Origin of the sequence: Avibacterium sp. 21-586 (assembly GCF_026226775.1) — a bacterium.
Taxonomy (GTDB): domain Bacteria; phylum Pseudomonadota; class Gammaproteobacteria; order Enterobacterales; family Pasteurellaceae; genus Avibacterium.
Window position 1 is genome coordinate 123,976 of record NZ_JAKKOD010000001.1, and the last position, 24,953, is coordinate 148,928.

Annotated in this window: 24 protein-coding genes; 10 read left to right on the forward strand and 14 right to left on the reverse strand. The window is 37.1% G+C overall.

Translation table 11 applies throughout. The annotated features are described in order from the left end of the window. The first annotated feature begins 27 nt into the window (after nt 1–27). From argE to rsmA, 6 genes are all read left to right on the forward strand, one after another. The gene (gene argE / locus L5B71_RS00550) at nt 28–1,170 is read left to right on the forward strand and encodes an acetylornithine deacetylase (RefSeq protein ID WP_265756361.1); all 1,143 of its coding nucleotides are present in this window, start codon (nt 28–30) and stop codon (nt 1,168–1,170) included. Between the two features lie 129 nt (nt 1,171–1,299). Further along, nucleotides 1,300–2,337 (forward strand): phosphoribosylformylglycinamidine cyclo-ligase, encoded by a 1,038-nt coding sequence (gene purM, locus L5B71_RS00555; protein ID WP_265756363.1) that lies wholly within the window; start codon nt 1,300–1,302, stop codon nt 2,335–2,337. Next, nucleotides 2,337–2,975, forward strand: a complete 639-nt coding sequence (gene purN / locus L5B71_RS00560; protein ID WP_265756364.1) for a phosphoribosylglycinamide formyltransferase — start codon at nt 2,337–2,339, stop codon at nt 2,973–2,975. Before purM ends, purN begins: the two co-directional genes overlap by 1 nt. Before the next feature lie 126 nt (nt 2,976–3,101). Beyond that, nucleotides 3,102–3,650: a bifunctional pyr operon transcriptional regulator/uracil phosphoribosyltransferase PyrR gene (gene pyrR / locus L5B71_RS00565; RefSeq protein WP_265756366.1), complete on the forward strand. Its 549-nt coding sequence runs from the start codon at nt 3,102–3,104 to the stop codon at nt 3,648–3,650. Nucleotides 3,651–3,709: 59 nt separating this feature from the next. Further along, on the forward strand, nt 3,710–4,654 hold the full coding sequence (locus L5B71_RS00570; RefSeq protein ID WP_265756367.1) for a peptidylprolyl isomerase: 945 nt from the start codon (nt 3,710–3,712) through the stop codon (nt 4,652–4,654). A gap of 71 nt (nt 4,655–4,725) precedes the next feature. Further along, nucleotides 4,726–5,562, forward strand: a complete 837-nt coding sequence (gene rsmA, locus L5B71_RS00575; RefSeq protein ID WP_265756368.1) for a 16S rRNA (adenine(1518)-N(6)/adenine(1519)-N(6))-dimethyltransferase RsmA — start codon at nt 4,726–4,728, stop codon at nt 5,560–5,562. A 48-nt stretch (nt 5,563–5,610) separates the two neighbouring features. On the opposite strand, the gene L5B71_RS00580 is transcribed toward rsmA, so the two are convergent. The 8 genes from L5B71_RS00580 to L5B71_RS00615 form a co-directional block, all read right to left on the reverse strand. After that, on the reverse strand, nt 5,611–6,324 hold the full coding sequence (locus L5B71_RS00580; protein ID WP_265756369.1) for a pirin family protein: 714 nt from the start codon (nt 6,322–6,324) through the stop codon (nt 5,611–5,613). Between the two features lie 153 nt (nt 6,325–6,477). Continuing rightward, a complete protein-coding gene (locus L5B71_RS00585) occupies nt 6,478–7,566 on the reverse strand; it encodes a lytic murein transglycosylase (protein ID WP_442780728.1) in 1,089 nt (362 codons plus the stop codon). A gap of 22 nt (nt 7,567–7,588) precedes the next feature. Further along, nucleotides 7,589–8,392 (reverse strand): glycosyltransferase family 2 protein, encoded by an 804-nt coding sequence (locus L5B71_RS00590; protein WP_265756370.1) that lies wholly within the window; start codon nt 8,390–8,392, stop codon nt 7,589–7,591. After that, on the reverse strand, nt 8,392–9,276 hold the full coding sequence (locus L5B71_RS00595; protein WP_265756371.1) for a glycosyltransferase family 2 protein: 885 nt from the start codon (nt 9,274–9,276) through the stop codon (nt 8,392–8,394). The genes L5B71_RS00590 and L5B71_RS00595 overlap by 1 nt, the downstream gene beginning before the upstream one ends. Continuing rightward, nucleotides 9,269–10,456, reverse strand: a complete 1,188-nt coding sequence (locus L5B71_RS00600) for a hypothetical protein (RefSeq protein WP_265756372.1) — start codon at nt 10,454–10,456, stop codon at nt 9,269–9,271. The genes L5B71_RS00595 and L5B71_RS00600 overlap by 8 nt, the downstream gene beginning before the upstream one ends. Beyond that, nucleotides 10,456–11,229: a glycosyltransferase family 25 protein gene (locus L5B71_RS00605; RefSeq protein ID WP_265756373.1), complete on the reverse strand. Its 774-nt coding sequence runs from the start codon at nt 11,227–11,229 to the stop codon at nt 10,456–10,458. Before L5B71_RS00605 ends, L5B71_RS00600 begins: the two co-directional genes overlap by 1 nt. 15 nt (nt 11,230–11,244) lie before the next feature. Next, nucleotides 11,245–12,426: a lipopolysaccharide biosynthesis protein gene (locus L5B71_RS00610; RefSeq protein WP_265756374.1), complete on the reverse strand. Its 1,182-nt coding sequence runs from the start codon at nt 12,424–12,426 to the stop codon at nt 11,245–11,247. Further along, nucleotides 12,416–13,408, reverse strand: a complete 993-nt coding sequence (locus L5B71_RS00615) for a polysaccharide pyruvyl transferase family protein (protein WP_265756375.1) — start codon at nt 13,406–13,408, stop codon at nt 12,416–12,418. The genes L5B71_RS00610 and L5B71_RS00615 overlap by 11 nt, the downstream gene beginning before the upstream one ends. Before the next feature lie 152 nt (nt 13,409–13,560). On the opposite strand from L5B71_RS00615, the gene L5B71_RS00620 reads away from it, so the two are divergent. Further along, a complete protein-coding gene (locus tag L5B71_RS00620) occupies nt 13,561–14,301 on the forward strand; it encodes a YdcF family protein (protein ID WP_265756377.1) in 741 nt (246 codons plus the stop codon). 82 nt (nt 14,302–14,383) lie between these two features. Here L5B71_RS00620 and L5B71_RS00625 read toward each other — a convergent pair whose 3' ends face one another. Together L5B71_RS00625 and metF are read right to left on the reverse strand one after the other, a co-directional pair. Beyond that, nucleotides 14,384–15,760: a YdgA family protein gene (locus L5B71_RS00625; protein WP_265756378.1), complete on the reverse strand. Its 1,377-nt coding sequence runs from the start codon at nt 15,758–15,760 to the stop codon at nt 14,384–14,386. 148 nt (nt 15,761–15,908) lie between these two features. Beyond that, a complete protein-coding gene (metF, locus tag L5B71_RS00630; RefSeq protein WP_265756379.1) occupies nt 15,909–16,790 on the reverse strand; it encodes a methylenetetrahydrofolate reductase in 882 nt (293 codons plus the stop codon). A gap of 186 nt (nt 16,791–16,976) precedes the next feature. Here metF and L5B71_RS00635 point away from each other — a divergent pair, with 186 nt between their 5' ends. Beyond that, nucleotides 16,977–19,013, forward strand: a complete 2,037-nt coding sequence (locus L5B71_RS00635; RefSeq protein WP_265756380.1) for a hypothetical protein — start codon at nt 16,977–16,979, stop codon at nt 19,011–19,013. A 155-nt stretch (nt 19,014–19,168) separates the two neighbouring features. Continuing rightward, a complete protein-coding gene (trhP, locus tag L5B71_RS00640) occupies nt 19,169–20,539 on the forward strand; it encodes a prephenate-dependent tRNA uridine(34) hydroxylase TrhP (RefSeq protein WP_265756381.1) in 1,371 nt (456 codons plus the stop codon). Nucleotides 20,540–20,837: 298 nt separating this feature from the next. Here trhP and rlmC read toward each other — a convergent pair whose 3' ends face one another. From rlmC to hinT, 4 genes are read right to left on the reverse strand one after another with little or no spacing between them, the layout of a single operon-like run. Continuing rightward, entirely contained in the window at nt 20,838–22,010 is a 1,173-nt protein-coding gene (gene rlmC / locus L5B71_RS00645; protein ID WP_265757757.1) for a 23S rRNA (uracil(747)-C(5))-methyltransferase RlmC, read from the reverse strand. 9 nt (nt 22,011–22,019) lie between these two features. After that, complete coding sequence (nagZ, locus tag L5B71_RS00650; RefSeq protein ID WP_265756382.1) at nt 22,020–23,063, reverse strand: beta-N-acetylhexosaminidase; 1,044 nt, start codon at nt 23,061–23,063, stop codon at nt 22,020–22,022. An 8-nt stretch (nt 23,064–23,071) separates the two neighbouring features. After that, the gene (locus tag L5B71_RS00655; protein WP_265756383.1) at nt 23,072–23,440 is read right to left on the reverse strand and encodes a YcfL family protein; all 369 of its coding nucleotides are present in this window, start codon (nt 23,438–23,440) and stop codon (nt 23,072–23,074) included. Next, nucleotides 23,440–23,790 carry a purine nucleoside phosphoramidase gene (gene hinT / locus L5B71_RS00660; RefSeq protein ID WP_265756384.1) on the reverse strand — a complete coding sequence of 117 codons (351 nt, stop codon included), beginning with the start codon at nt 23,788–23,790 and terminating at the stop codon, nt 23,440–23,442. Before hinT ends, L5B71_RS00655 begins: the two co-directional genes overlap by 1 nt. A gap of 266 nt (nt 23,791–24,056) precedes the next feature. On the opposite strand from hinT, the gene focA reads away from it, so the two are divergent. Then, nucleotides 24,057–24,911, forward strand: a complete 855-nt coding sequence (gene focA, locus L5B71_RS00665; RefSeq protein WP_265756385.1) for a formate transporter FocA — start codon at nt 24,057–24,059, stop codon at nt 24,909–24,911. The last annotated feature ends 42 nt before the right edge of the window (nt 24,912–24,953 follow it).

Below are 24,953 nucleotides of genomic sequence, written 5' to 3' on the forward strand. Positions count from 1 at the left end.
ACCTTTAATTTAAAATAGGATAACTTAATGAAAAAATTGCCGCCTTTCCTTGAAATGTATTCTCAGCTTATTGCATTGCCCACCATTAGTAGTGTAGAAGCAGAATTTGATCAATCGAATAAAGCCTTAATTGAGCTGCTTGCCATTTGGCTTGACGATTTAGGCTTTAAAACTAACATTATTCCCGTGGAAGGTAGTCGAAACAAATTCAATTTATTAGCCACTTATGGCGAGGGAGAGGGGGGATTATTGCTGGCTGGGCATACGGACACCGTACCTTTCGATGAAGGACGTTGGCATTTTGACCCTTTCAAACTCACCGAAAAAGACGGTAAATTTTACGGCTTAGGCACAGCGGATATGAAAGGGTTCTTTGCATTTGTGCTAGAAACTTTACGCCATATTGATCTCAGCAAATTAAGCAAACCGTTACGTATTCTTGCCACTGCAGATGAAGAAACCACACTTTTAGGCGCACGAACGTTCAGCCAGCACAGCCATATCCGCCCAGATTGTGCCATTATCGGTGAGCCAACTTCTTTAAAACCCGTGCGCGCGCATAAAGGGCATATCGGACAAGCCGTGCGAATTATGGGGAAAACAGGGCATTCAAGTGATCCTGACAAAGGTATCAACGCCATTGAATTAATGCACGAAGCGACAGGCTATTTAATGGAAATGCGTAATGAATTAAAAGAAAAATATCACCATTCTGCCTTTGCCATTCCTTATCCGACAATGAATTTTGGTGCAATTCACGGTGGTGATGCGGTAAACCGTATTTGTGCGTGCTGTGAACTGCATTTTGACATTCGTCCCTTACCACAAATGCGCCTAGAAGATCTCAATGAAATGTTGCAACAAAAACTGCGTCCAATGTTTGAAAAATGGGGCGATCTCATTTCACTGAAAGCCTTACACGACCCCACCCCAGGTTATGAATGTGAACACTCCGCCCAAGTTGTCCAAGTAGTGGAAAAATTGCTTGGCGAAAAATGCGAAGCGGTAAACTACTGTACTGAAGCCCCTTTTATTCAACAACTTTGTCCAACATTAGTGCTAGGCCCCGGTTCAATCGAACAAGCTCACCAACCTGATGAATATCTTGCTATCGAATTCATTAAACCCACTCAGTCTTTGTTGAATAAGCTGATACAACATTTTTGTTAGGAGTGAAATAGTTATTGATAAGTGCGGTAGAATTTTTGTATAGATTGGTGTAAAAGCATAGCAAACGATTGCGCTGGCGTGCTACAATGTGCCAGATTTTTAATAACTCAAGTCATATAGGAAAAAATCGTGAGCAAACAATCATTAAGTTACAAAGATGCGGGTGTGGATATTAATGCTGGCAATGCGTTAGTGGAAAAAATTAAAGCAGATGTAAAGCGCACTACGCGTCCTGAAGTTATTGGTGGATTGGGTGGCTTTGGTGCACTTTGTGCCTTACCAAGTAAATATAAAGAGCCTATTTTGGTATCAGGCACCGACGGTGTTGGTACAAAATTACGCCTTGCCATTGATTTGAATAAACACGATACCATCGGCATTGACTTGGTGGCGATGTGCGTTAATGATTTAGTGGTGCAAGGGGCTGAACCGCTATTTTTCCTAGATTATTATGCCACAGGCAAATTAGACGTAGATGTGGCGGCTAGCGTGATCAAAGGCATTGCCAACGGTTGTGAGCAATCAGGTTGCGCCTTAGTCGGTGGTGAAACCGCAGAAATGCCGGGAATGTATCATCAAGGTGATTATGATTTAGCGGGTTTCTGTGTGGGGGTGGTAGAGAAGTCAGAAATTATTGACGGCAGCCAAGTGAAAGTGGGCGATGCGTTGATCGCATTAGGCTCAAGTGGCGCGCATTCCAATGGTTATTCATTAATTCGCAAAGTGATCGAGCGTTCAGGCATCGATCCTGCTAGCGCAGAATTAGACGGCAAGCCTTTTGCTGATCAAGTGTTAGCGCCAACCAAAATTTATGTCAAATCTATTTTACAATTAATCAAACACGTGCCTGTTCACGCCATTTCTCACTTAACGGGTGGTGGCTTTTGGGAAAATATCCCGCGCGTGTTACCGCATAATGTGAAAGCGGTGATCGATGAATCAAGCTGGCAGTGGCCTGCTATTTTCAACTGGCTACAAGAACAGGGCAATATCGATCGTTATGAAATGTATCGCACCTTTAACTGCGGGGTGGGAATGATTATTGCCTTGCCACAGGATTACGTGCAAAGCGCTTTGGCGTTATTGCAACAGGCAGGCGAAAAGGCGTGGCAAATTGGTCGCATTGAACGTGCGAGCGAAGGCGAAGCGCAGGTTGTTATTCGTTAATGAAAAAGATCGTTGTACTAATTTCTGGGGAAGGGCAGACCTTACAAAGCATTATTGATGCCTGCAAGGTGGGAGATATTCCTGCGCAAATTTGTGCTGTTATCTCCAATAAAGCAAGCGCTTATGGATTACAGCGCGCAAAAATGGCGGAAATTCCAACCGCACTTTTTGAGCGCAAAGATTACGCCGATAATCTAGCGATGGATCGGGCTATCGGTGATTATATTGCCGAGCTTGGTGCAGATTTAATTGTGCTAGCTGGTTATATGAAGATCCTGACCGCTGAATTTACGCAACGCTTTGCGGGTAAAATTCTCAATATTCATCCTTCGTTGTTGCCGAAATATCCTGGCTTACATACTTATCAACGAGCCTTACAAGCAGGCGAAAAAGAGCACGGTACAACAGTGCATTTTGTCAATGAAGAAGTGGACGGTGGTGCAATTGTGTTGCAAGCTAAAGTCCCCATTTTTCCTGATGATGAAGTTAATGATATTGAGCAGCGGGTGAAATATCAAGAGCAGCAAATTTATCCTTTAGTTATAAATTGGTTTGTTAGTGAACGATTAATATTTAAAAATGGTAAGGTTTATTTAGATGATTTGGTCTTACCAGCAAAAGGCTATGCACCAGAATGATTTGTGTAAAAAATAGCCGCGCGTTAATACTTTTTTATAAAATATAAGTCCTTTTTACTAAAGGTGCGGTCATTTTGTATAAATTTTTGTTATAGTAAGGCAAATTTTTTACTTATCGGGATCGTAATGACAGAAAAAATTATTATTGATGAAGATCGATTTATGCGAACGATTTCTCGAATTGCGCATGAACTTATTGAAAAGCATCAAGATTTAGACCAATTAGTTATTGTGGGTATCAAGCGCCGTGGCGCAGAGATTGCCACTCTTATCAAGCGTAAGATTTTTGATCTGACTGGCAAAGCGTTACCCTCAATGGATTTGGATATTACCTTTTATCGGGATGATTTAGAATATATTGAACCGCAGAATCGTTCTCCTGTGTATAGTGGAACATCGAATTATCTTAATATACAGGATAAAATTGTTATTTTGATTGATGATGTATTGTTTACAGGGCGTACGATTCGTGCTGCGTTAGATGCGCTAATTGATTTTGGACGAGCAGCAAAAGTAGAGTTAGTAATTTTTGTCGATCGGGGGCACCGAGAGTTACCTATTCGGGCTGATTATGTTGGAAAAAATATTCCAACAAGTCGAAGTGAGAAAATTCAAGTTCGTACAATGAAATTTGATCAGTGTTATGAAGTGGTATTACAAGCAAAGAATAAGTGAACCTTTGCAGAAAATAATTATCTAATAAATCGTAGTTTAACTTAATAAATGGAATCACAATGAAATTATTGAATATTAAGACGTTATTTTTATCAATCTTTGCTTTATTTAGTTTTACTGAGGGGGTACAAGCTGTAGAGCGTGTTGTGGCAACGGTGAATGATGTACCAATCTTAGAGAGTCAAGTTAAACGTGCTTTGGGTAAAAAGCCAGATAATGCTAATAATCGACAAGTGGCATTAAATAGTATTATTGATGAATTTCTTGTACAACAGGCAATAAAAAAGTCAGGAGTACAAGTGAACTCAGCTAAAGTGGATCAGGTTATTGAAGGTATAGCAGCGCAAAATGGGTTAACCTTTGGACAACTTCTTGATGCACTTGATTATCAAGGTATTAGCTATTCACAATTCCGTCAGCAAATTACTAATCAATTATTAATGAGCGAAGTACGCAACAAGGTGATTGGTGAAAGTATTGGTGTGAACCAAGAAGAAGTGCAAGCACTTGGACAAAAACTGCTACAACAGGCACGTGCCCAAGGTGCAGAAAAGAAAGTAATGGGAACAGAATATAAAGTACGTCATATCTTATTGAAATTAAACCCATTATTGAATGATGCTCAAGCAAAAGCAGAATTAAACAAAGTGCGTGCTGATATTCAAAATGGCCGTATAACCTTTGCGGATGCGGCATTGCAATATTCTAAAGATTATTTATCTGGGGCGAATGGTGGAAACCTTGGCTTTGCTTTCCCAGAAGTTTATGTACCACCTTTTGCGAAAGTGGTGCAAACTACTAAGAAAGGCGTAATCTCTGCCCCCTTTAAAACTGAATTTGGCTGGCATATTTTAGAAGTAACTGATACTCGTCAGGGAGATCGTACACAGCAAGCTTATATGCAAAAAGCATATCAACAGATTATAAATCAACAAATTCAAACCTATTCTAAAGATTGGTTAATTGCATTACGAAAACAAGCGAATATTCAATACTTCAATTAATGGAAAAAATCCCAGCCATAAACTGGGATTTTGTTTTATAATAGCCCGTCTTTTTTAACTTGATAAAAAATATGAATTCAAAAAAACATTTAGGCCATACTGCACGTAAGCGGTTTGGGCAGAACTTTTTATTTGATCAAAATATTATTCAAAGTATTGTAGCTGCAATTTATCCGCAGCCTGAACAGTTTTTGGTAGAAATTGGGCCTGGCTTAGGTGCGTTGACTGAACCGGTAGGGGAGCGAGTTGAACATCTTACTGTAGTGGAGTTGGATAGAGATTTAGCAGAACGTTTACGTCATCACCCATTTTTACATCAAAAACTCACAGTGATAGAAGCTGATGCGATGCAATTTGATTTTGCCGCCCTTTACCGAGAGCAAAATTTGGCAGAAAAAAATCAAAAGTTACGTATTTTCGGTAATCTTCCCTATAACATTTCTACACCATTAATGTTTCATTTATTTCGCTATTGCGGACAAATTCAAGATATGCACTTTATGTTGCAAAAAGAAGTGGTGAAACGTCTATGTGCAGCACCAAATACGAAAGCTTACGGACGGCTAACTATTATGGCACAGTATTTTTGTCAAGTTATGCCAGTGTTAGAAGTGCCGCCAAGCGCATTCAAGCCAGCACCAAAAGTAGATTCGGCAGTGGTACGTTTAATTCCACACAGCACGCCTCCTCACCCAGTGAAGGATTTATATTGGCTTAACCGTGTGTGTACGCAAGCCTTTAATCAACGCCGTAAAACTTTGCGTAATGCGCTTTCTACGCTATTTTCTGCGGAAAATCTCACCGCACTTGGGATAGATTTAAATGCGCGGGCTGAAAACCTTTCTATTGCTGATTATGCTAAGTTAGCAAACTGGCTGACGGATAATGTAGAAAAAAATGACGAATAAAAAAATCCCTTACTAAAATTTTAGTAAGGGATTGTGTTTTGTCGCTATTTATACCGTCATTGGTACTTCCATTAACAAAATTTCTGTATGGCTGTCAGCAATAATATCGAAATTCTCTGTATCCCATACACCTAAACCATCGCGAGTTGATAATTTTTGTCCAGTAACAGTGGCATCACCTTTTAGTACAAAAGCATATACACCGTTACCCACTTTATGTAGGTGGTAAGTTTTTTCTGTTCCTTTATCAAATTTTGCTAATGAGAACCACGCATCTTGGTGAATCCATACGCCGTCATCATCCGCATTTGGTGAAAGGATCTGTTGGAAATCATTAGGTTTTGCACCATCAGCAATGCTAATTTGTTGATAACGTGGCGTTACATTCCGTTTATTCGGGAAGACCCAAATTTGTAGAAATTGGGTTGGAATATCCGCATTTGGATTCATTTCGCTATGGCTTACACCAGTTCCTGCAGACATCACTTGGATGTCACCTTGACGAATCACACTTCCATTTCCCATACTGTCTTTATGAGCTAAATCACCACTTAATGGGATTGAAATAATTTCCATATTATCGTGTGGATGTGTAGCAAAACCCATACCACCTTCTACATAATCATCATTGATCACACGCAATGCACCAAAATGGATACGTGCTGGATCATAATAATTGGCAAAGCTAAAAGTATGACGACTTTTTAACCAACCGTGATCTGCATTTCCACGGCTATCTGCTGAATGATATAATATTTTCATATTAACACGCCTAAATTTTAAATTTGTTAAAATCATTTATTTACGGCGATATTCTACCTTTTCTTTTCGGAAGAAAAAGGCGATAAAAATGAAAAGACTTTTTATCAATAGTAAAAAATAAGACGCCCCTATTGGTGCGTCTTGGTGGTGCTGTTATTGCACACTTGCCCTGATTCGATCGGCAAACATTCCAATACTTACCGCAAAATAATTGGATCGGTTCCAATCAAGCAAGGTGCGGAAATTATTTGACACTAAGAAAGCGCGACCATTTTCACCGTCTGGTTGCACAAGCCATAATTTTGCGTGAGAAAGTGCGGTGAAATTTTGTGTACTTTCTGAGTTAAATGATTTGAGTTCAACGCCCTGAGCTTGCCAATCCTGCAGTGAACGCGCTTTGTGCTTTTCAATGCCAGCGAAACTTGGGCTAATGTACTGATTTAAACGCACTTCCACGCCCCAAGGCAATTTATCGTTCCAGCCGACAGTATGCAAATAACGAGCGATAGAAGCGAAGACATCATAGTGGTTTTTCCAAATATCTTTCTCACCATCATCATTACCGTCTGCTGCATAGCTGAGATAAGAACTTGGCATAAATTGCGTTTGCCCCATTGCGCCAGCCCACGAACCTTTCATTTTATGGCGCTGAATATGATCACGTTCTAACATTTTCATTGCGGCAATAAATTCTTTACTAAATAACGGTTCACGGCGACCATCAAAGGCAAGGGTGGCTAATACAGAAAGCACATCATAATAACCTTGATAATAACCGAAGCTACTTTCCATTCCCCATAACGCCATTAAATATTCTTTTTGTACACCAAATTTTTTGCTCGCCTTTTCTAATTGCGGTAATTGTTCCCAATAACGTTGTTCTGCGACATTCACCTTATTTGTGGTCAGTACTCGATTAAGATAATTCGTTACCCCATTAGGATTGAATACTCTTGGTTCATTGGGGTTACGTTTTTTTATTTTTCCCGCTTGTTGTTTATCCAATGCCACTGCTTTAGGAATATATTGAATATTTTGTTGTGCATTTAGCACCGCACTTGAAACCCCTTGCCCAGCCGCTTTGGCTTTTAAAAATTGTACATAATCATCAAAATTATCTAATGTACGAGGTTTATTATATTGAGTATTGGCACTCACAGCTTTAATAGAATGGCTACTTGAACAAGCAGATAATAAAACCATCGAAAATAATGAAGTAAAAATTAATTTTTTGTTAAACATTGGCTTTCCTTAAAATAAAATATTATTTGCGTAAAAACTTATAGACGATTTTTAATAATGATACAGGTAATAAACGTGGTAAAACACGCAATAAAAACACGATAAATCCTGAAATCGTGGATTGTAATTTAACGTTGCGTTTGAGTTTAAATAAATTCCACTCACATTTTGCTTGCGCTAAGCCACGGCGGCGAGAAACCATTCCATTGCCTACGCGAGCATAAACTAAAATATCAGGCAAATTCGCCACATTTTGCGGATATTTCGCCACCAAGTTTATCCATAAATAATAATCTTCCTGAATATCTTGATAACCGCCAGCCGCTAATACGGCAGATTTTTGATAAGCCACAGTCATATGGTTGAAAGGGCAGCGCGTTTTTGTGAATTCGACAATTTCTTTCGGCTGGGTTGGCACATTGCGATAACTCACAATGTCTTGCATATTCTTGTCAAATTCGGCAATTTGTCCGCCAAAGATAATGGTTTCAGGATTTTGCTTAATGAAATTTACTTGTTTTTCAAAACGTTGCGGATCGCAAATATCATCGGTATCCATACGGAAAACCCATTCGTTGGCACAATGTAACAATCCTTCATTTAATGCTTTGCCCAATCCTTGATTTACTGGAAGCTTCACTAATTTTAGCGGTAAAAATTCAGCAAAATTTTGCACCGCACTTTCTAATTCGGGCGTAACGGCACCGTCAAACACTAAGACAATTTCATCTGCTGGCAAGGTTTGCACGCGCAAACTTTCTAAACATTCACGCAAGAATTGTGGATTTTCCTTAATATATAAGGACATTAAAACTGAGAACTTCATTAAATAAACCTTTTCAAATGAATAGCTAATTTGGGTGAAATAAAAATGATGATCGCAATAATCAGCGGTTTAATATTTTTGTTTAATTTAAACATTTTCCAATAATAAATTCCTGCTTTGCGCGATAAATTCATAATATACGGATAGGCGAGCATATAAAGTGAATTTAGGGCAAAGTTTTTATGTTGGATTGGCGTTTTCACATAATTCTTCTCAATAAAACCGATTGCTTGTTCTGTATTCGTTAAATTGGTTGAAACACTGGAACGTTGGGTATGAAAAGTACATTCTGTTAAAGCCTGATCAACATAGAGCGGTTTTAATTCAGGTGATGAAATTACTTTTAATACAAATTCATAATCTTCTAAAGATTTTAATTGCGTTGAAAGCCCACCTAAAGCGAAAAAGAAAGATTTCTTAATCCCAATCATCGGCATTCCACCAATTTTATTCGCCAGTAAAATATTATCTAATGTAAGATCTTTTTGCTGTATAAAAGGGTGAGTAAAATAGCTAAACTTTTCATTCACCATTACACATTTTGCAGGGTGGTAAATAAAATTCACTTCAGGATTTTGCGTAATTTGCTGCGCTAAAATCTCACATTTCGACTTTTCAAAACGATCATCATCATCTAAAAATAACAGCCAATCTTGCGTTGCATTTCTTGCTCCAATATTACGGCTTTCCGCCGCACCTTGGTTTTGCTCATTACGAATAACGGTTATACGAAAAGGATAATCTTTTTCTACCACTACTTTTTCTTTTGAGCAATCATCAACAATAATAACTTCAAAGTTATGCTCGCTTTGCTGCGTTAAGCTCTCTAATAAAGCAGGGATTTCGGCTTGCCGATTATAAGATGGCACAATAATACTAAACATTTTGTTTTCCTTCTTTTCTAAATAAGAAGAGATTTTTCCCTTGTTGGCCAAATAAAGATAATAACATTAGCAACACTAGCATTATGCCAGGGAACGCATAAGTATCTGCTTTAATATTTAATACAGAAAGTATAAATAATGTAGATAAGGTAAATAACCAACTTCCATTAAACCAATTTAATGCTACTTTACGCACAAAATAAGCAGTAAATAAAAAACAGACTGATAAATAACCAATGCCACCATAAAGTAATTGGCGTAAAAAACCGCTGTCTGTTAAGCCATAATATTTTCCATTTGGCATAATATATTGTCCATCGCCCCATAATATTTGTTTTAATTCAGGGATAAATAAATGACGTTTCATTAATGTGTCTGTTGATGAACTGCTTAATCCTTGATGATTGAGCAAATTAATCAATGGCTCTAATGCGTGAGCAACATAAGGATTTTTAGGGTAATAAATGGCCAAGCCTAAACAGAGCAATCCAAATAAGCCTAAAGCTGGTAGGTATTTCCATTTAAAATAAATGCCGATACTAACGATTGAAAGTAATAAAAACGTTCTGCCTGAAATTAATCCAATACATAAAATCAAGAATAAATACACCGCACTTAATTGATGATGAGCTTTGTTGTAAGCTAACAAGAAGTGTAATAAAAGAATGTAAAAAGCACTTAATTGGAAGAATGCCGATGACGTAATATTATATAAACGATATTCTTGTTCTGAGCCATAAAAACGTGGTAATGCAATATGGGTTGAAAGGGCAAGTTCTGTCATAAAACTAATACCCATTAGCGCCGTTATACCGATAACCCATTGAACAATAATACCTATTTTTAAATCTCGAATAAGCAGGGTTTTGCCACTGTTATTAAAATAAAAAATATTATAAATACCAATAGCAAAAATAAACAAGATTAAGGTTTTACTATATTGTAATAATACAGAATCATCTTGCGTGTGGTGTGCCAACATTGGAATCGCACTTAACGTAATTAAGGCGATAATTGCGATTAGGCTATCTAACGGGATAAAAATACCTTGTGGGCGTTGTTTTTTTAGTATCTGATAAGCTAAGTAAATGAGCGAAATGCCCCCAACAAAAAATGCCATTCGAAAAAAATGGAATAGCCAAGGGTCATAAAGATAAAATAAATTGACTAATGCAGACATTATTTTCTACCTTTCAGGTTGCGCTGTATGGCAAGTAATTTTTTCAATGGATATTTGATTAATTTTTGCCACAAATGATGTGTTATGCTGCCACGCACATTTTCTAAGTTGCTCATTAATTTTGGATTTTCAATAGCCAATAAAGGGCGAACCACTTGTGTATCTAAAGCAAATTTATTTTCAAATAAAATATAATCATCTGCCAGCCAATAAGGTTTTTCTTCAGCTAAAAAGACGTTTACCGCAGATTTTTTAATTAAATAGGCTACCGTGCCGGCAAAATAGTTACGATAAGGATAGGCGTAGCAAAATGGCGATCCTGCGATCTTATGGCGTAAAAATGAAAAGGTTGTTGGATAGTTAATTTCTAATTCGAAATGATTAAAATCATCAATTTTTGATTGTCCAATAAGAATAATATCAGCCTGAATATTTTCTTTGAGTAAACAATCTAAATGATGTTGAAAATCTTGATTAAACAACGCATCATCTTCACAAATTAAACAATATTCATCTTCTTGAATATTTTTATCATTGGCAATTAAGCGATATACGGCCAAATGGCTTAATGTACAGCCAATTTCACCTTTGGTCACTTTTCGCCCATAGCGTTGTGAAAACTTCTCTTGATCATAAAGTGCGGTGAGATTTTCTGGTGTTTCTTGCATCGTATTAATCGCACTAAATAGGGTGAAATCTTGTGTGTTCGGCTGAGCAAAAAAGAGTGCTCGGCGTTGATGATCTTTATCTAAAGAAATAAGAAATTTTTTCATTTTATCCAACTTAAATTAGTTATTCGTTTTTATCGGGAATTTATAATAGTAAATGAGTGAAATAAATAATCTCACTAAACTTGCCCCTATTAACGCATAAGCGACCCCATATAACCCTTGATCTTGGAATGCAAAAAATAATCCGACCAAAATAAGAATAGAAATAATCTGACGTGTAAATAATAATACTTGTTTACCTAAAATTAGCATATTTTGTGATAATAACCAAGAAAGCCCAGCTAATAATGAATTAATAATAAACAACAATAATACTGGGGCAACTTGAATATAAGCATTACCAAAAAATAAATGAATAACAGGTTCGGCTAAAAATGGCACAATTATCACCGCACTTATTCCCATTAAAAGAATAAGCCCTAGCACCCCACGAATACGATTTAGATTATTGAGTAAACCAGAATAATAATAATCTACCAGCATATTTATAATACGAGTGAGTAAGGCGTCAAAGGCAATGCAAACTGTATATAAGCCTAAAGTATAATTTCCCATTAAAGCGACAATTAAAAAACGGTCTAAATTTACTGTTGTTGCGCCAAAGGTTTGTAGCAGGTTTTGTTTTAGCCAATTTTTGAAGAAATAATTTGGCACTATCCTCTTTATTTCTGCTTTCTGTTTAAATTGTTTTTCTATTTTGCTAAGAGCATAAAGTGCGAATAAAGCTTGTATGCAAGTTAAAATGGTTAAGAGCTGAACCACTTTTGCTAAATGTTGTTCACCAAAAAGAAAATAATAGCCACCATATAAGCTTACAGCTAAAATCGGTTGTTGCAAAGAAAGTAAGCGATAAATAGATAAATTAGCGTCAATTTTACTTTTTTCTAAAGTAATCGTAAAAATAGCCGTTAAAACAACATTTAAAATAAATAAATAATGGAATGACGTAATATTAAACAATAAAAGCCCAAGGCTGGATACAAACACCGAAAATAATAAAAAGGCAGAAAAATAATAACGCCAATAATGATATTGGTTATTACGCATACAAAGGGCGAGAGAAAACCCAACGCCGCCTGTGGCAATGGTTACTACATAGGTTACGGAGGTAATGAAAAGCTGTAATGCACCCCGTTCTTCTACAGCAAGTAAACGAGCAAGCAAAAAGGAACTCACCATGGTGAGTCCCGTAGTTAATAAAGTGGTGATCAGCAGTTTTGCAAAGGATTTATTCTTCATAAACTTTCACAAAATCAAGGCCTTGCGTCCATTGGCGATAATAACCTAAATTTTTGCCATAGGAATTATCACAAACTTCATTTGGGATTTTTAATAGACAAGAAAAAATATGTCCGTGCAATCGGCTTGTTACCACTAAATCATAATTTTGGAAAATGCCTTTACAGCGCTCAATCACCGCCAAACTATGGTGATACCATAAATTATTTACCATATTCTTTAGCCAAGGCTGATGAAATTTATTCGCGAGTTTAGCTAATCCGCTACAAATACGTTCATAATATTTATCTTGTGTGGTGAGAATGTCTTCCCAATCTTTTACTTCAGCATTCGCTGGCAATGTAGCTTGAATATTTTTTTCCAAATGGCTTGCTTCAATATCCTTACGTAAAAAATATAAGGTTTTTTCTACCGATTTTTGCACCGCACTTTGTTTTTTTAATCTTTGATTTTTTAATAATACTGAACCATAAAGTTGATGCGCCATATCTGGCGATAGAAAAACCTTATCAGAAAACTGATCTTTCATTAATTGATAAGTCGCCTGATCGCGCGCAAATAAATAGCAGTCTTTATGGGCGGAAAAAATGGCTGCCGATTTTTCTTTCGCTTCGGGATTAGAAAAATAAGCAGTTTGTGGCATAACAATGATGCGATTATTCGGAAAAGCCTGCACCAAAGCTTCGCGCATTCCTTGAATGGCAGGGTAGAGATCACCGAAATTGCCGCCGCCGTGGCATATTAATGTGGTGTTTGGTTTAACATATTTTTTTACTTCATCAAGATCGAAACTTTGCAAGCAACGCCTTAATCGAATATTAATTTGATAATCCTGAAAAAACGCTTCTGTTCCCGCATAAATGAGTAAATCCCCCACGTTTAAATGGAGCGGATAATCAAAATACAGCACATCATTTTTATCCACGATCACATCAAGGATTTGTTTTAAATCTTGTTTAAGGGAAACTAAAATTTCGTTCATTGTTAATTATCTTTCCTATAAAGCTACTTATCAGCGTAAAGTAGTTATTCTAAAACAGAATGCCCCATAGTTCCAAAAGGATTGATCATCTTTACAAAAGATTACAACCCCTTTATGCTAAGCGCCAAGTTATGCAACCCGAGACATATTTTATGTATTTACTAACCAAACTTATTACAGCGATCATTCTTCCACCATTTAATGTCTTGATTTTATGGATTTTGTCTTTATTCTTTTTTAAGAAGTTGAGCTTTATTTTCGGTCTTTTGGGCATTGTAATTTTGTATGTGTTCAGCATTCCTTATACTTCGCAAAAATTGCAAGATAGTCTAACAAAACAAGCACCGCTCAGCCTTGCTGATTATAAAACAGCGCAGGCGATTGTCGTGCTAGGTGGTGGTTTACGTGATAGTGATGAATTATTTGGTAGCCTTGCTGTTCCAGGGGTTCCCCTTGAACGATTACGTTATGCGGCTTATTTATACCAACAAACGCAGCTTCCGATTTTGATTACTGGCGCAAGTCTTAATGGCAATTCTGAAGCTAAAATAATGGCAAAAGAGCTGCAAGCGTTTTTCCACACACCAACCAGATGGTTAGAAGAAAAAGCGAAAACCACCATTGAAAATGCCCAATTTACGAAGGCGTTATTAGAAAAAGAGCATATTCAGCGTATTATTTTGGTCACCAATCAATGGCATATGCAACGTGCAAAATTCTTATTTGAAAAACAAGGGTTTAGCGTTCTTCCTGCAAATGTAGGTAAAGGTGTTACGCCGGAAAGTTATGATTTAACGCTAATGCATTTTATCCCACAAGCCACCGCAATGCCTGCGAATATGCAAGCGTTGAAAGAGTGGCTTGGTTATTGGATAGAACGCTATAAAGATTAGGGTAATTTATTTCTTTTGGCTAGATAGAATAAAAAAGCCACTTAATTTTTGTTAAGTGGCTTGGAGATTAATGAAAATGAAATTAGCGACCCATCATAAATAGCATAATCGCCATTCCAATATCTCTTTCAGACATTTCTTGATGATTAAAACTTAATTTTTGCTTATCTTTATCCAACAATACGTTAAAGTTAGCATTATCATCTTTTACCGTAAGGAAATTATTTTTTTCCATTTCAGCGAGATATTTTTGAACGATACTCTCAACTTCTTGCTCTGATACTTGTTGTGTGCTAGGGTTTACTGCAAAGATATTTTGGACTAATTGCACTAAGGCTTTTTTCTCTGATTCTGCATTAATTTTAAAAGTATCAAATGCATCGAAAACTTTTTCATTTTCTAACGCTCTTTGAAATGCTTTGCTTAAAGCAAATTTTACTTCTGCTTCAAAAGCTTTACCTTTATCATTAAAAAGCTCAAGTTTATCAATATCTAGCACAGGTTGATTGGCCAAAATTTCTTTTTGTACTTGGCTGATAATCTTATCATTATTGAAATTATGCTCATCAAGTTCATTTAAACGATTTACAGCATTGCCTAAGATATGATTTAGTGCACCTTTGAATTTTAATCCTGTAATTGCTTTATTATTAACCAAGATGTTTTTAACATTATAATCAAAATTCACACCAAGAAAGCCATTTTTCTCATTGATTTTATTTTCAATGTCAATGTTATCTAAAACGAGATCTACATTATTTTCAGACTTATGCAAGGACATTTTTTCAATCGAAATATCTGTATCTCCTTGATAAATATTTTTCCATGGAGTTGGTGAAATATCACTTTTTCCTTTTAAATTTTCTATTTGTAAATGATCTTTATTATCAACAATTAAAGAAAACTGGCCGATATCAATTTCAGATTTTCCATAACCTTTCTGATCAATATCAAATTTTCCGTCTAAGTTCCAAGCCATTTCAATTTGATCAGCCGTTTTGTGAGCTACATCAGAATAGACTTTTCCTTTGATCTCTTGCCCATAGCTCATTGTTGTTACTGTTCGTAATGGATTTTTGCCATTATCAGCGAAATAAGCTTGAGTATTTTGCGTTTTTTCTACTTCTGTATCGGCAGAAAATAGGGCAAAAGAAAAGTCATTTAAAGTAATTGGACCGTGGTGAATTTTTCCCACGAAAGGAATTGTTTCATTTAAATCTTCACCTTTTATTTCAAGTTGATAACGTACATTAGAACTAAAAAAGCCACGATCTAAAACGGCATCTTTGATTTGTACAGAATAGCCCGTATTGGCGAAAGATTGCTGTAAATGTTGATTGCTGAATTGAATGTAATTGGCATATTTTTGTTCAGCGATTTTTCCTGTGTACCACGCACCTCCACACCAGGTAGCGCCAAGAATAGTGATTAATCCAACTGATAAAACTGATTTTTTCATTACTTTTCCTTTGAAATAAAATTTGCATAAAAATAACACAATTAGCCATAAATCGCAAAAATAGTAGGAAAATAAAGTGCGGTGCTTTTTTAGAAATTTATATGTCGAAACTAAAAATGGGGCTTTTCCCCCATTTTTGTTTAATGAATTATTCTGGGCGCACACCAAGCGTATGGCAAATGGCGTAAGTGAGTTCGCTACGGTTGAGCGTATAGAAATGGAAATCCTTCACGCCTTCACGAGAAAGCACCCGCACCATATCCATCGCAACACTCGCCGCAACGAGATTTCGCGTGGTTGGATCGCTGTCTAATCCTTCGTACATTTTCGCCAACCAAGCTGGAATTTTGACATTCGTAATCGCTGCCATTTTTTGTAATTGTTTGAAATTGGTTACAGGCAAAATGCCGGGTACGATTTCGGCATCAATACCAATTGATGCACAGCGATCACGGAAACGTAAATAGCTGTCAATATCAAAGAAAAATTGTGTGATGACGTGATTAGCACCTGCATCAATTTTACGTTTTAAATTGATTAAATCGGCTTGTGCGGATTTGGCTTCTGGATGCACTTCAGGATATGCTGCAACAGAAATATCAAAATCAGCAATCGAACGTAATAATTCAACTAAATCTGATGCATAAAAGGGTTTTTTATCGTATCCAGCAGGTTCATCACCACGCAATGCTACAATACGGCGAATACCACTGTCCCAATAATCTTTTGCAATTTGTTTTAATTCTTCTGGTGTAGCATCAATCCCAGTCAAGTGTGGTGCTGCTTCTAAGCCTGTTTCTTGCTTAATATGTTTTACTACGCTGTGAGTGCGATCACGCTCCCCTGAATTGGCGCCATAGGTTACGGAAACGAATTTAGGTTTTAGGACTTTTAACCGATGAATAGAATCCCACAAAATTTTTTCCATATTTTCATTTTTGGGTGGAAAAAACTCAAAAGACACATTTATGTTGCCGTTAATACCTGATAAGTGATTGTTTAATGTATCAATTTCCTTTGCATAACTCATAAGCTTCTTCCTCTTATATTTATCCGTTTAGACTGCTTTACGGCTATAACATTAAAGATAAAAGGGGTAGCTGTCAATTCCAAAAATTTCATTATTTTATGAAACAAATTCATAGCAAAGCTCTTATCGCTCGGCTATAAATCCGCTATACTTCTAAGAAATCAATCCCTAAAGTTAGGAAAGTCTATGAATAAAAAAGTAAAAATTGTTGGTTCATTATCCTTGATTACAGCCATATTAGCTTTAGGCGCACAAATTTACACTAATCATAAAATTGATCAAATCCTGCAAAAATTCCCTTATTCGCTGCGAGATAAATTTCAGTTAGATGTGGTTGAACAAAAGAAAAATTTCTTTAGCCGCGAACTTATTCTCACACTCTCTAATGCTGAATCCAACACATCTAGTGAAATTATTCAAACAAAGCTCACCGCACTTCCTTTTGCCGTACTTGCAGATTCAGCCCTTATCCCAAGCTTTGTAAAAGAATTAAACAAAAATTTTAAAGTTACTATTGATAAAAATAATATCACAAGTAAATTTTCTGTTATTGGAGATTATTTCCAATCAAATATTGATACCCAATTTCGTGATCTCACCAATAAATCACAAACATTGATTATTGATCTTAACTTTGAACCTAAAAGCCACCTAATGGAACTTCAAGGCCATTTATCTGGCTTCAATTATGATGCAAATTCAAAAATTAACGATTTAACAGCTAGTACTACACTTATCCCTATCCCTATTGATGATACTCAATATGATATTGAAAATGTTTCCATTCAACTTAAAGAAGGTGATATTTATTTCTTAAATGGAGATAATACAAATATTAAACTACAAAAAGTAGATTATAATTTAGATAAATCATTATCTGGTAGTAATTACAACTTAAGTGCTAAAATAAACGCCGATGGAATAATTATTACAGATACAAATCCTAAACATTCTACAATTCAGTTAAAAAATGTAGCACTTCAACTTGCACAAAAAGACATTCCAAATCAATTTAGCTATGCAAAATTATTGCATTTGCTTAACGATAAAAATGAATTAAACAAGGTCGAAATTATTAATCAGTCTTTGGATTTATTATTTAAAAATAAAGAAAGTGAAGCGAGTTTTAATTTTGAAAACTTAACCTTAACACATAAAGAAAAAGATAAGAACACTTCTTTTAATAACTTCTCGTCTTCTTTTAAAGGATCTTTTGCTGACTTATCAAACGTGCAAAGTAACTATGCCCTTACATTAAAATCTTGGCAAAACAGAGATGATAATAAACATTTTCAAATCAAAGGGATACAATTGGAAGGCGATAATAAAAATGTCAATCTGGCTATGCAACTAGAATTATTAAAATCAAATATTCAACTATTTTCAAAAGCCAACTCGCCAGAAAGTAAACAAGAAGCTAAGCAATTAGAAAAAGATAAAGTCAACTTTATCTCTATCTTAAAAAACTTGGCACAAGATTATAATCAATCACAACAAGCAATATTTAAAATAGATGAATTTATTTTGGGTGATGATATTATGCTTAAAGGAATAGAAATTGGTGCAAGTGGTGCTATTTCTGAAGATAAGCAAGATAATGAAAATATTGAGCTTACCCTAGCAAGCTATGTAAATAAAAAAGAGCAGTTCCAATTGAGAAATGGGAAAATCAGCCTTCCATTGACAGCAACAAATGTAGGAGCGATTATACCTTTAAATATTTGTAATAATATTATCTATCAAGCAGTCTGCACTAAATATCTTAGTGTAAATGATTATACTGACTTAATCATTTATCCGCCAATTAAAAATATTGCAATTAATATTGAGCAGGCAACATTAAGTGGTGAGTTAGATACTTATCCGTCCAGTTTAGCTACCTCGTTTGAAGGAACGCTGAGTTTAAAATCAGGAATTTTACAAGAGCAAAAAGATAAAAGATCTTCCGCTTTATTATTAAAAAAATGGAAGAATACAAATATTGGTCTTTCTTTCACCTTTGACAATAAATTATTCAAAGAGAATTTATTGAAAGATAAAAACTCAACTTCGTGGTCATTAATTAATGATTGGATCAATCCTGAAGGGCAACTTAATCCTTATTTAAAAGAAAATGGTGATAATTACACTATTGAAATAAAAAAAGAAGGGGATCAAACTTGGATTAATGGTGAAATATTCCCCACAACCAATGAAGAAAATTTAGCCCCAGAGCAACAATAATTGCCCTTATTAAGTGCGGTGAAAAAATTGACAAAATTTCCACCGCACTTTTTCTCTCTTTACTTTACAAATTGCAAAATCCCCCTACAATAATTGCCTTTACGCATTTACCTTGAGTGAATGCCTGACTTGTAATCAGACACAAAGAGAAATTTATGACAACCACATTTAAACCAGAACTGCTTTCGCCCGCAGGTTCATTAAAAAATATGCGCTATGCCTTTGCTTATGGCGCTGATGCCGTTTATGCAGGGCAGCCACGTTATAGTTTGCGTGTTCGCAACAATGAATTTAACCACGCCAATTTGAAAATAGGGATTGATGAAGCGCACGCGCTTGGCAAAAAATTCTATGTGGTGGTGAATATTGCACCACACAATTCCAAATTAAAAACCTTTATTAAAGATCTCCAGCCAGTGGTGGAGATGAAGCCCGATGCTTTAATTATGTCTGACCCAGGGTTGATTATGCTTGTGCGTGAACATTTCCCTGATATTGATATTCACCTTTCGGTGCAAGCCAATGCAGTGAACTGGGCAACAGTGAAGTTCTGGAAACAAATGGGGCTAACCCGCGTGATTTTATCCCGTGAGCTTTCTATTGATGAAATTGCGGAAATCCGTCAACAAGTGCCAGATATGGAAATTGAAATTTTCGTCCACGGGGCGTTATGTATGGCCTATTCAGGGCGTTGTTTGCTTTCGGGTTACATCAACAAGCGTGATCCAAACCAAGGCACTTGCACTAATGCGTGCCGTTGGGAATATTCGGTGGAAGAAGGCAAGGAAGACGACGTGGGCAACATTATTGGCAATGAAATCCCCGTGAAAAATGTCGCGCCAACCTTGGGCGAAGGGCAAACTACGGACAAAGTTTTCTTGCTCGCAGAAAGCCAGCGTCCAGAAGAAAAAATGTCTGCCTTTGAAGACGAACACGGCACTTACATTATGAATTCAAAAGATTTGCGTGCTGTGCAACACGTTGAAAAACTCACGCAAATTGGCGTGCATTCGTTGAAAATTGAAGGAAGAACGAAATCTTTCTATTATTGCGCAAGAACCGCACAGGTTTACCGCAAAGCGATTGATGATGCCGCCGCAGGTAAACCTTTTGATGAAAGTTTAATGGATACCCTTGAAAGCCTTGCACACCGTGGCTATACCGAGGGCTTTTTACGCCGCCATACGCACGATGAATACCAAAACTATGACTATGGTTATAGCATTTCTGAACGTCAGCAATTTGTTGGTGAATTTACCGGCACACGTAAAGATGGCTTAGCTGAAGTGGCGGTAAAAAATAAATTCTTACTTGGCGATGAAGTGGAATTAATGACACCGAAAGGCAATATCGTGTTCAAAATTGAACGTATGCTTAATCGTAAAGGCGAAGAGGTGGAAGCCGCGCTAGGAGACGGGCATTTTGTTTTCCTTGATGTGCCAGAAGATTTGGATTTGGATTATGCTTTGCTAATGCGAAACTTGGTGAACGTTAACACGCGTAATCCCCATATAAATGATAAATAATTGTTAAAAAATGGTTAATTGTTAAATAATTGTTGCATATTAAATTTTTTTAGCCTATTATACGCCCATACCCTAAAAAGTATGACTCCAAATATTTTTAGCCCTTTCAATGAAAGGGCTTTTTTTGTTTTTTTCATTCTGATGTACTTTATATTAGATTAAAACCCAATTAAATACGCTACGAAGCCATATGACATACCATCAGATTACCGATAAATAATACTAGCCAAGCTGGAAAGTGGTGCCGTTTTTTGAGAGCTGGCATATGTAGTTTTTTAGCGATTTTTAGTAGCTTTTATTATATCTTTTGAACTTTATTTAATAACACCAGTACCTCATAATGCGAGGTATGAGGAAACATATCAAAAAGTTGGATTTTCTGTGCTTGGTAGTTGGCTAATTCTTGCAAGTCTTTACCCATTGAAACCGCATTGCAGCTGGAATACAAAATAAAGTGCGGTTGTAATTTATTGAGAAATTGAGCCAACTCTTTGCCGATGCCACGGCGTGGCGGATTGACGATCAGCAAATCTGGTCTTTCATTTTGTGCTAAGGCGAAATTTGCTGCGTCCAAGGATTGAAATTTCACCTGCATTAAGTCTAATTTTTCTGCTGACAGGCTGGCACTTGCAATGGCAGAAGGGGAAATTTCAATGCCCGTTAATTGCACGTTTACGCCTTTTTGTTGCAAGATCGCCGCACAATGCAAGCCAAATCCACCTACACCGCAAAACAGATCCCAGATTTTTTTAATGGGAAGATCTTTAATCCATTGTTGTGCCGTGCCATATAAGCCTTCTGCCACCTTTGGATTGGTTTGGAAAAAGCCTTGCGGACGAATAAATAACGGAATTTGATTAAAATTTTCGGCAAGCTGTTTTTGTTGCGTGAGAAAAATTTCTTCTTCCCCTTCTAAAATCGCCGCGTGTTTCGGTTGTATATTTAGGCTCACCACTTTTATTTGTGGTAAGTTTGCCAAGAATTGTGGTAATTCTCGTTGAATAAGTGCCAGTTTGGCGGTAGATCGCAACACAAAACGTAACATTAATGTGCCGTTGCTTTGGCTTTCGGTGAGCAAAATGTATTTCAGTTCGCCTTTGCGTTTCGCGATATTATAAGGCACTAAGCCCGCTCGTCCGATAAAGATTTTTAATTGGGCGAAAATCTCAGTGAAATGCGCAGGGTAGAGCAAACAATCAGATAAATCCACCGCACTTTGTGGATCATTGGGAGAGGTCAAAATACCTAAAATTGGGCGTTCCACCGAACCGCTCACTACCATTTTCGCTTTATTACGAAAACCTTGTTGTTCTGATGTATAAGGTGGCAACCATTCAAGCTGTGATTGTTCAAGCCCATTAAGTTGTTGAACTAAATCGGCTTTTTTTTCATCAAGCTGTTTTGCGTAAGGCATTTCAATCCATTGGCAAGAACGGCATTGTCCTGCCATAAAGTGCGGACAAACTGGCATTGCTGACATTTAGGCGCTCGCTAACCAAGTTTGTTGAAGTGCGGTCAATTTTTGCTGATTTTCTTGCCAACGTGATGATTTTTCTAAGGTTTTCCAATCTAACTGGCTACGTTTAAACAAACCCTGCAAACGTTGTTGGCGCAGGGCATATTGCTCGGCTGTTTCTTGCGGTTGGAAATGATCCAATACTTGGATCACACCTTCGCGTTCGTTACATAGCAATAGTAAATCGCACCCTGCATTGAGTGATTGCTGACAACGCGCCACAAAATCCCCCATAAAGCCTGCGCCTTTCATTCCTAAATCATCAGAGAAAATCGCCCCTTTAAAGCCAAGCTGTTGGCGGAGTACGTGTTGCAACCAGTAAGCGGAGCCGCTAGCTGGTTGTGGATCGCATTGGGTATAAATAACGTGTGCAGGCATCACGGCATCAAGATAATTTTCTGCAATCAGTTGTTGAAATGGCACAATATCTTGATTAAAAATTTCTACTTTTGTACGTTCATCATAAGGCGTTTCAAGGTGAGAATCCGCCAGAACGTGACCGTGTCCAGGGAAATGCTTGCCTGTGCTTGCCATTCCTGCTTGTTTCATTCCGATGATAAATTGGCGAGCGAGATCAAGGGTTTTCTCGGCTTCATCGTGAAAACTGCGATCACCAATAGCACGACATTGATGACCTAAATCCAGCACGGGGGCAAAACTCAAATCAATATCTAGTGCGATCATTTCTGTTGCCATTTGCCAGCCAGCTTGTAACGCCATTGCTTGTTGTTGCTGTGGTTCGGTGATCAAACTGGCAAAAGTTTGCATTGCTGGCAGTTGGGTAAAGCCCTCACGGAAACGTTGTACACGTCCACCTTCTTGATCTACGGTAATCAATAAAGGTTTCTTTACTTTCTGCCGCAAGGTAGCGACAAGGTGTTGAATTTGCTCACGATCATAAAAGTTGCGGGTAAATAAAATTACGCCAGCGACTAGTGGGTGCGCAAGCAATTCTAATTCTTCTTGGCTAACTTCTTGCCCAGTAAGATCGATAAGTAACGCTGACATTGAAATCCTTATTGCAATTTATTTAAACGAAGATATACACGGTAATTGACGCTTTGCTCGTTGGGGGGAACAGGCGTTAAGTTGGTTTGTTGGCTTGGTTGCAACAGCAAACTAGAAGGTGTTTGTAAATTTGGCTCTTCCCCTTGGGTTACACCATTTTTATCATACCAAAAGAAATAATAAGCAACATCAAGCAAATGTGTGCTGGTATTTTTTAGCCAAACATTGTTGCGGTGTAATTTGGTTTCAATCAACGGTGCTAGATTGGCTTCTACATTTAAAATTGGCTCATTCTCGTTCACAATATTTTGCGAAGGCGTGGAACTACAAGCAGCAAGTAATAGGCTTAATCCGCATAGAAAAAATAGTTTTTTCATTATTTTGCCAACATTTTTCCTAAAGGTTCACCACCAAGTAAGTGCATATGTAAATGATACACTTCTTGCCCACCGTGTTTGTTACAATTGACGATAAGGCGATAGCCATCTTGCGCAATGCCTTCTTGCTCAGCCAACTTGGCCGCCACGGTAAATAAACGCCCTAACGCCACTTCATCTTGCTCAGTAACATCGTTCACTGTTGGGATCAGTTTATTTGGAATGATTAAAATATGAGTTGCCGCTTGTGGTGAAATATCACGAAATGCGGTAACTAATTCATCTTGATAGAGGATATTTGCTGGGATTTCTTTACGAATAATTTTGCTGAAAATGGTTTCTTCTGCCATAGGAAAATCCTTGTGTTTTAAAGAGATATTGTTGCTTGAGAGTCGTATTGATAAGTGCGGCTATTTTTATCAGAAAAGTTCAAAAATAGCAATCTAGATTACTTTTTGTTATTAATTTGTTAAATATAAGTTTAATAATATTGCGATATGTTAATTCAATGTTGTAAAAATTGATTTACAACAAATTTTATAAAAAATAAAATCTTTTTTAGTTTAAAGTTTAGGACATATCCCTTAGAATTAACCTGTAACTTTTAGGGGGTAGAATGAAAAAAGAAAATGCCGTGAGTTTTATGGCAACGCCAACGGAAATGGCTCAGCTCGCTGAAGATATTGGGGTTTATAAAGCCACTAAAAATCAATTCTATTCTTTTCTTTCCGCAATTTCAGCAGGAGCGTTTATTGCACTTGCTTTTGTTTTTTATACCACCACGCAAACAGGACTATCTGAGGCTTCTTGGGGATTAGCTAAACTGGTTGGCGGTTTAGTATTCTCTATAGGAGTCATTATGGTCGTTATCTGTGGCTCTGAATTGTTCACCTCATCAACAATGACGTTGGTGGCGCGCGCAGGGCAACGCATCAATACCATTCAAATGTTACGCAACTGGGTTGCCGTTTATTTAGGCAATTTCGTTGGAGCAATTATTATCGCAGGCTTGATCTGGTTTGCTGGACAAACAATGGCCGTCAATGGACAATGGGGCTTGACGATTTTAAAAACCGCCCAACATAAGATTCATCATAGCTGGTTTGAAGCTTTTAGCTTAGGCATTTTATGTAACATTATGGTGTGCATTGCGGTGTGGATGAGCTATGCTGGGAAGACCTTAACAGACAAAGCCTTGATTATGATTTTGCCGATCGGTCTATTTGTTTCTTCAGGCTTTGAGCATAGTGTGGCGAATATGTTTATGATTCCTCTTGGGATTATTACGGCACATTGTAGCACCGCGGAATTCTGGCAAGCCCTTGGACTGAACGCAACACAGTTTGCAGATTTAGATGCTTATCATTTTGTCGTAAAAAATCTTATTCCTGTTACTCTTGGTAATATCGTTGGTGGCGGGGTATGTATTGCATTGATGCAGTGGTTTACTAATAAACCACATTCACATTAGTTTGGCGTAAGAGCGGTTGTTTTTTCACCGTTTTTACATAGT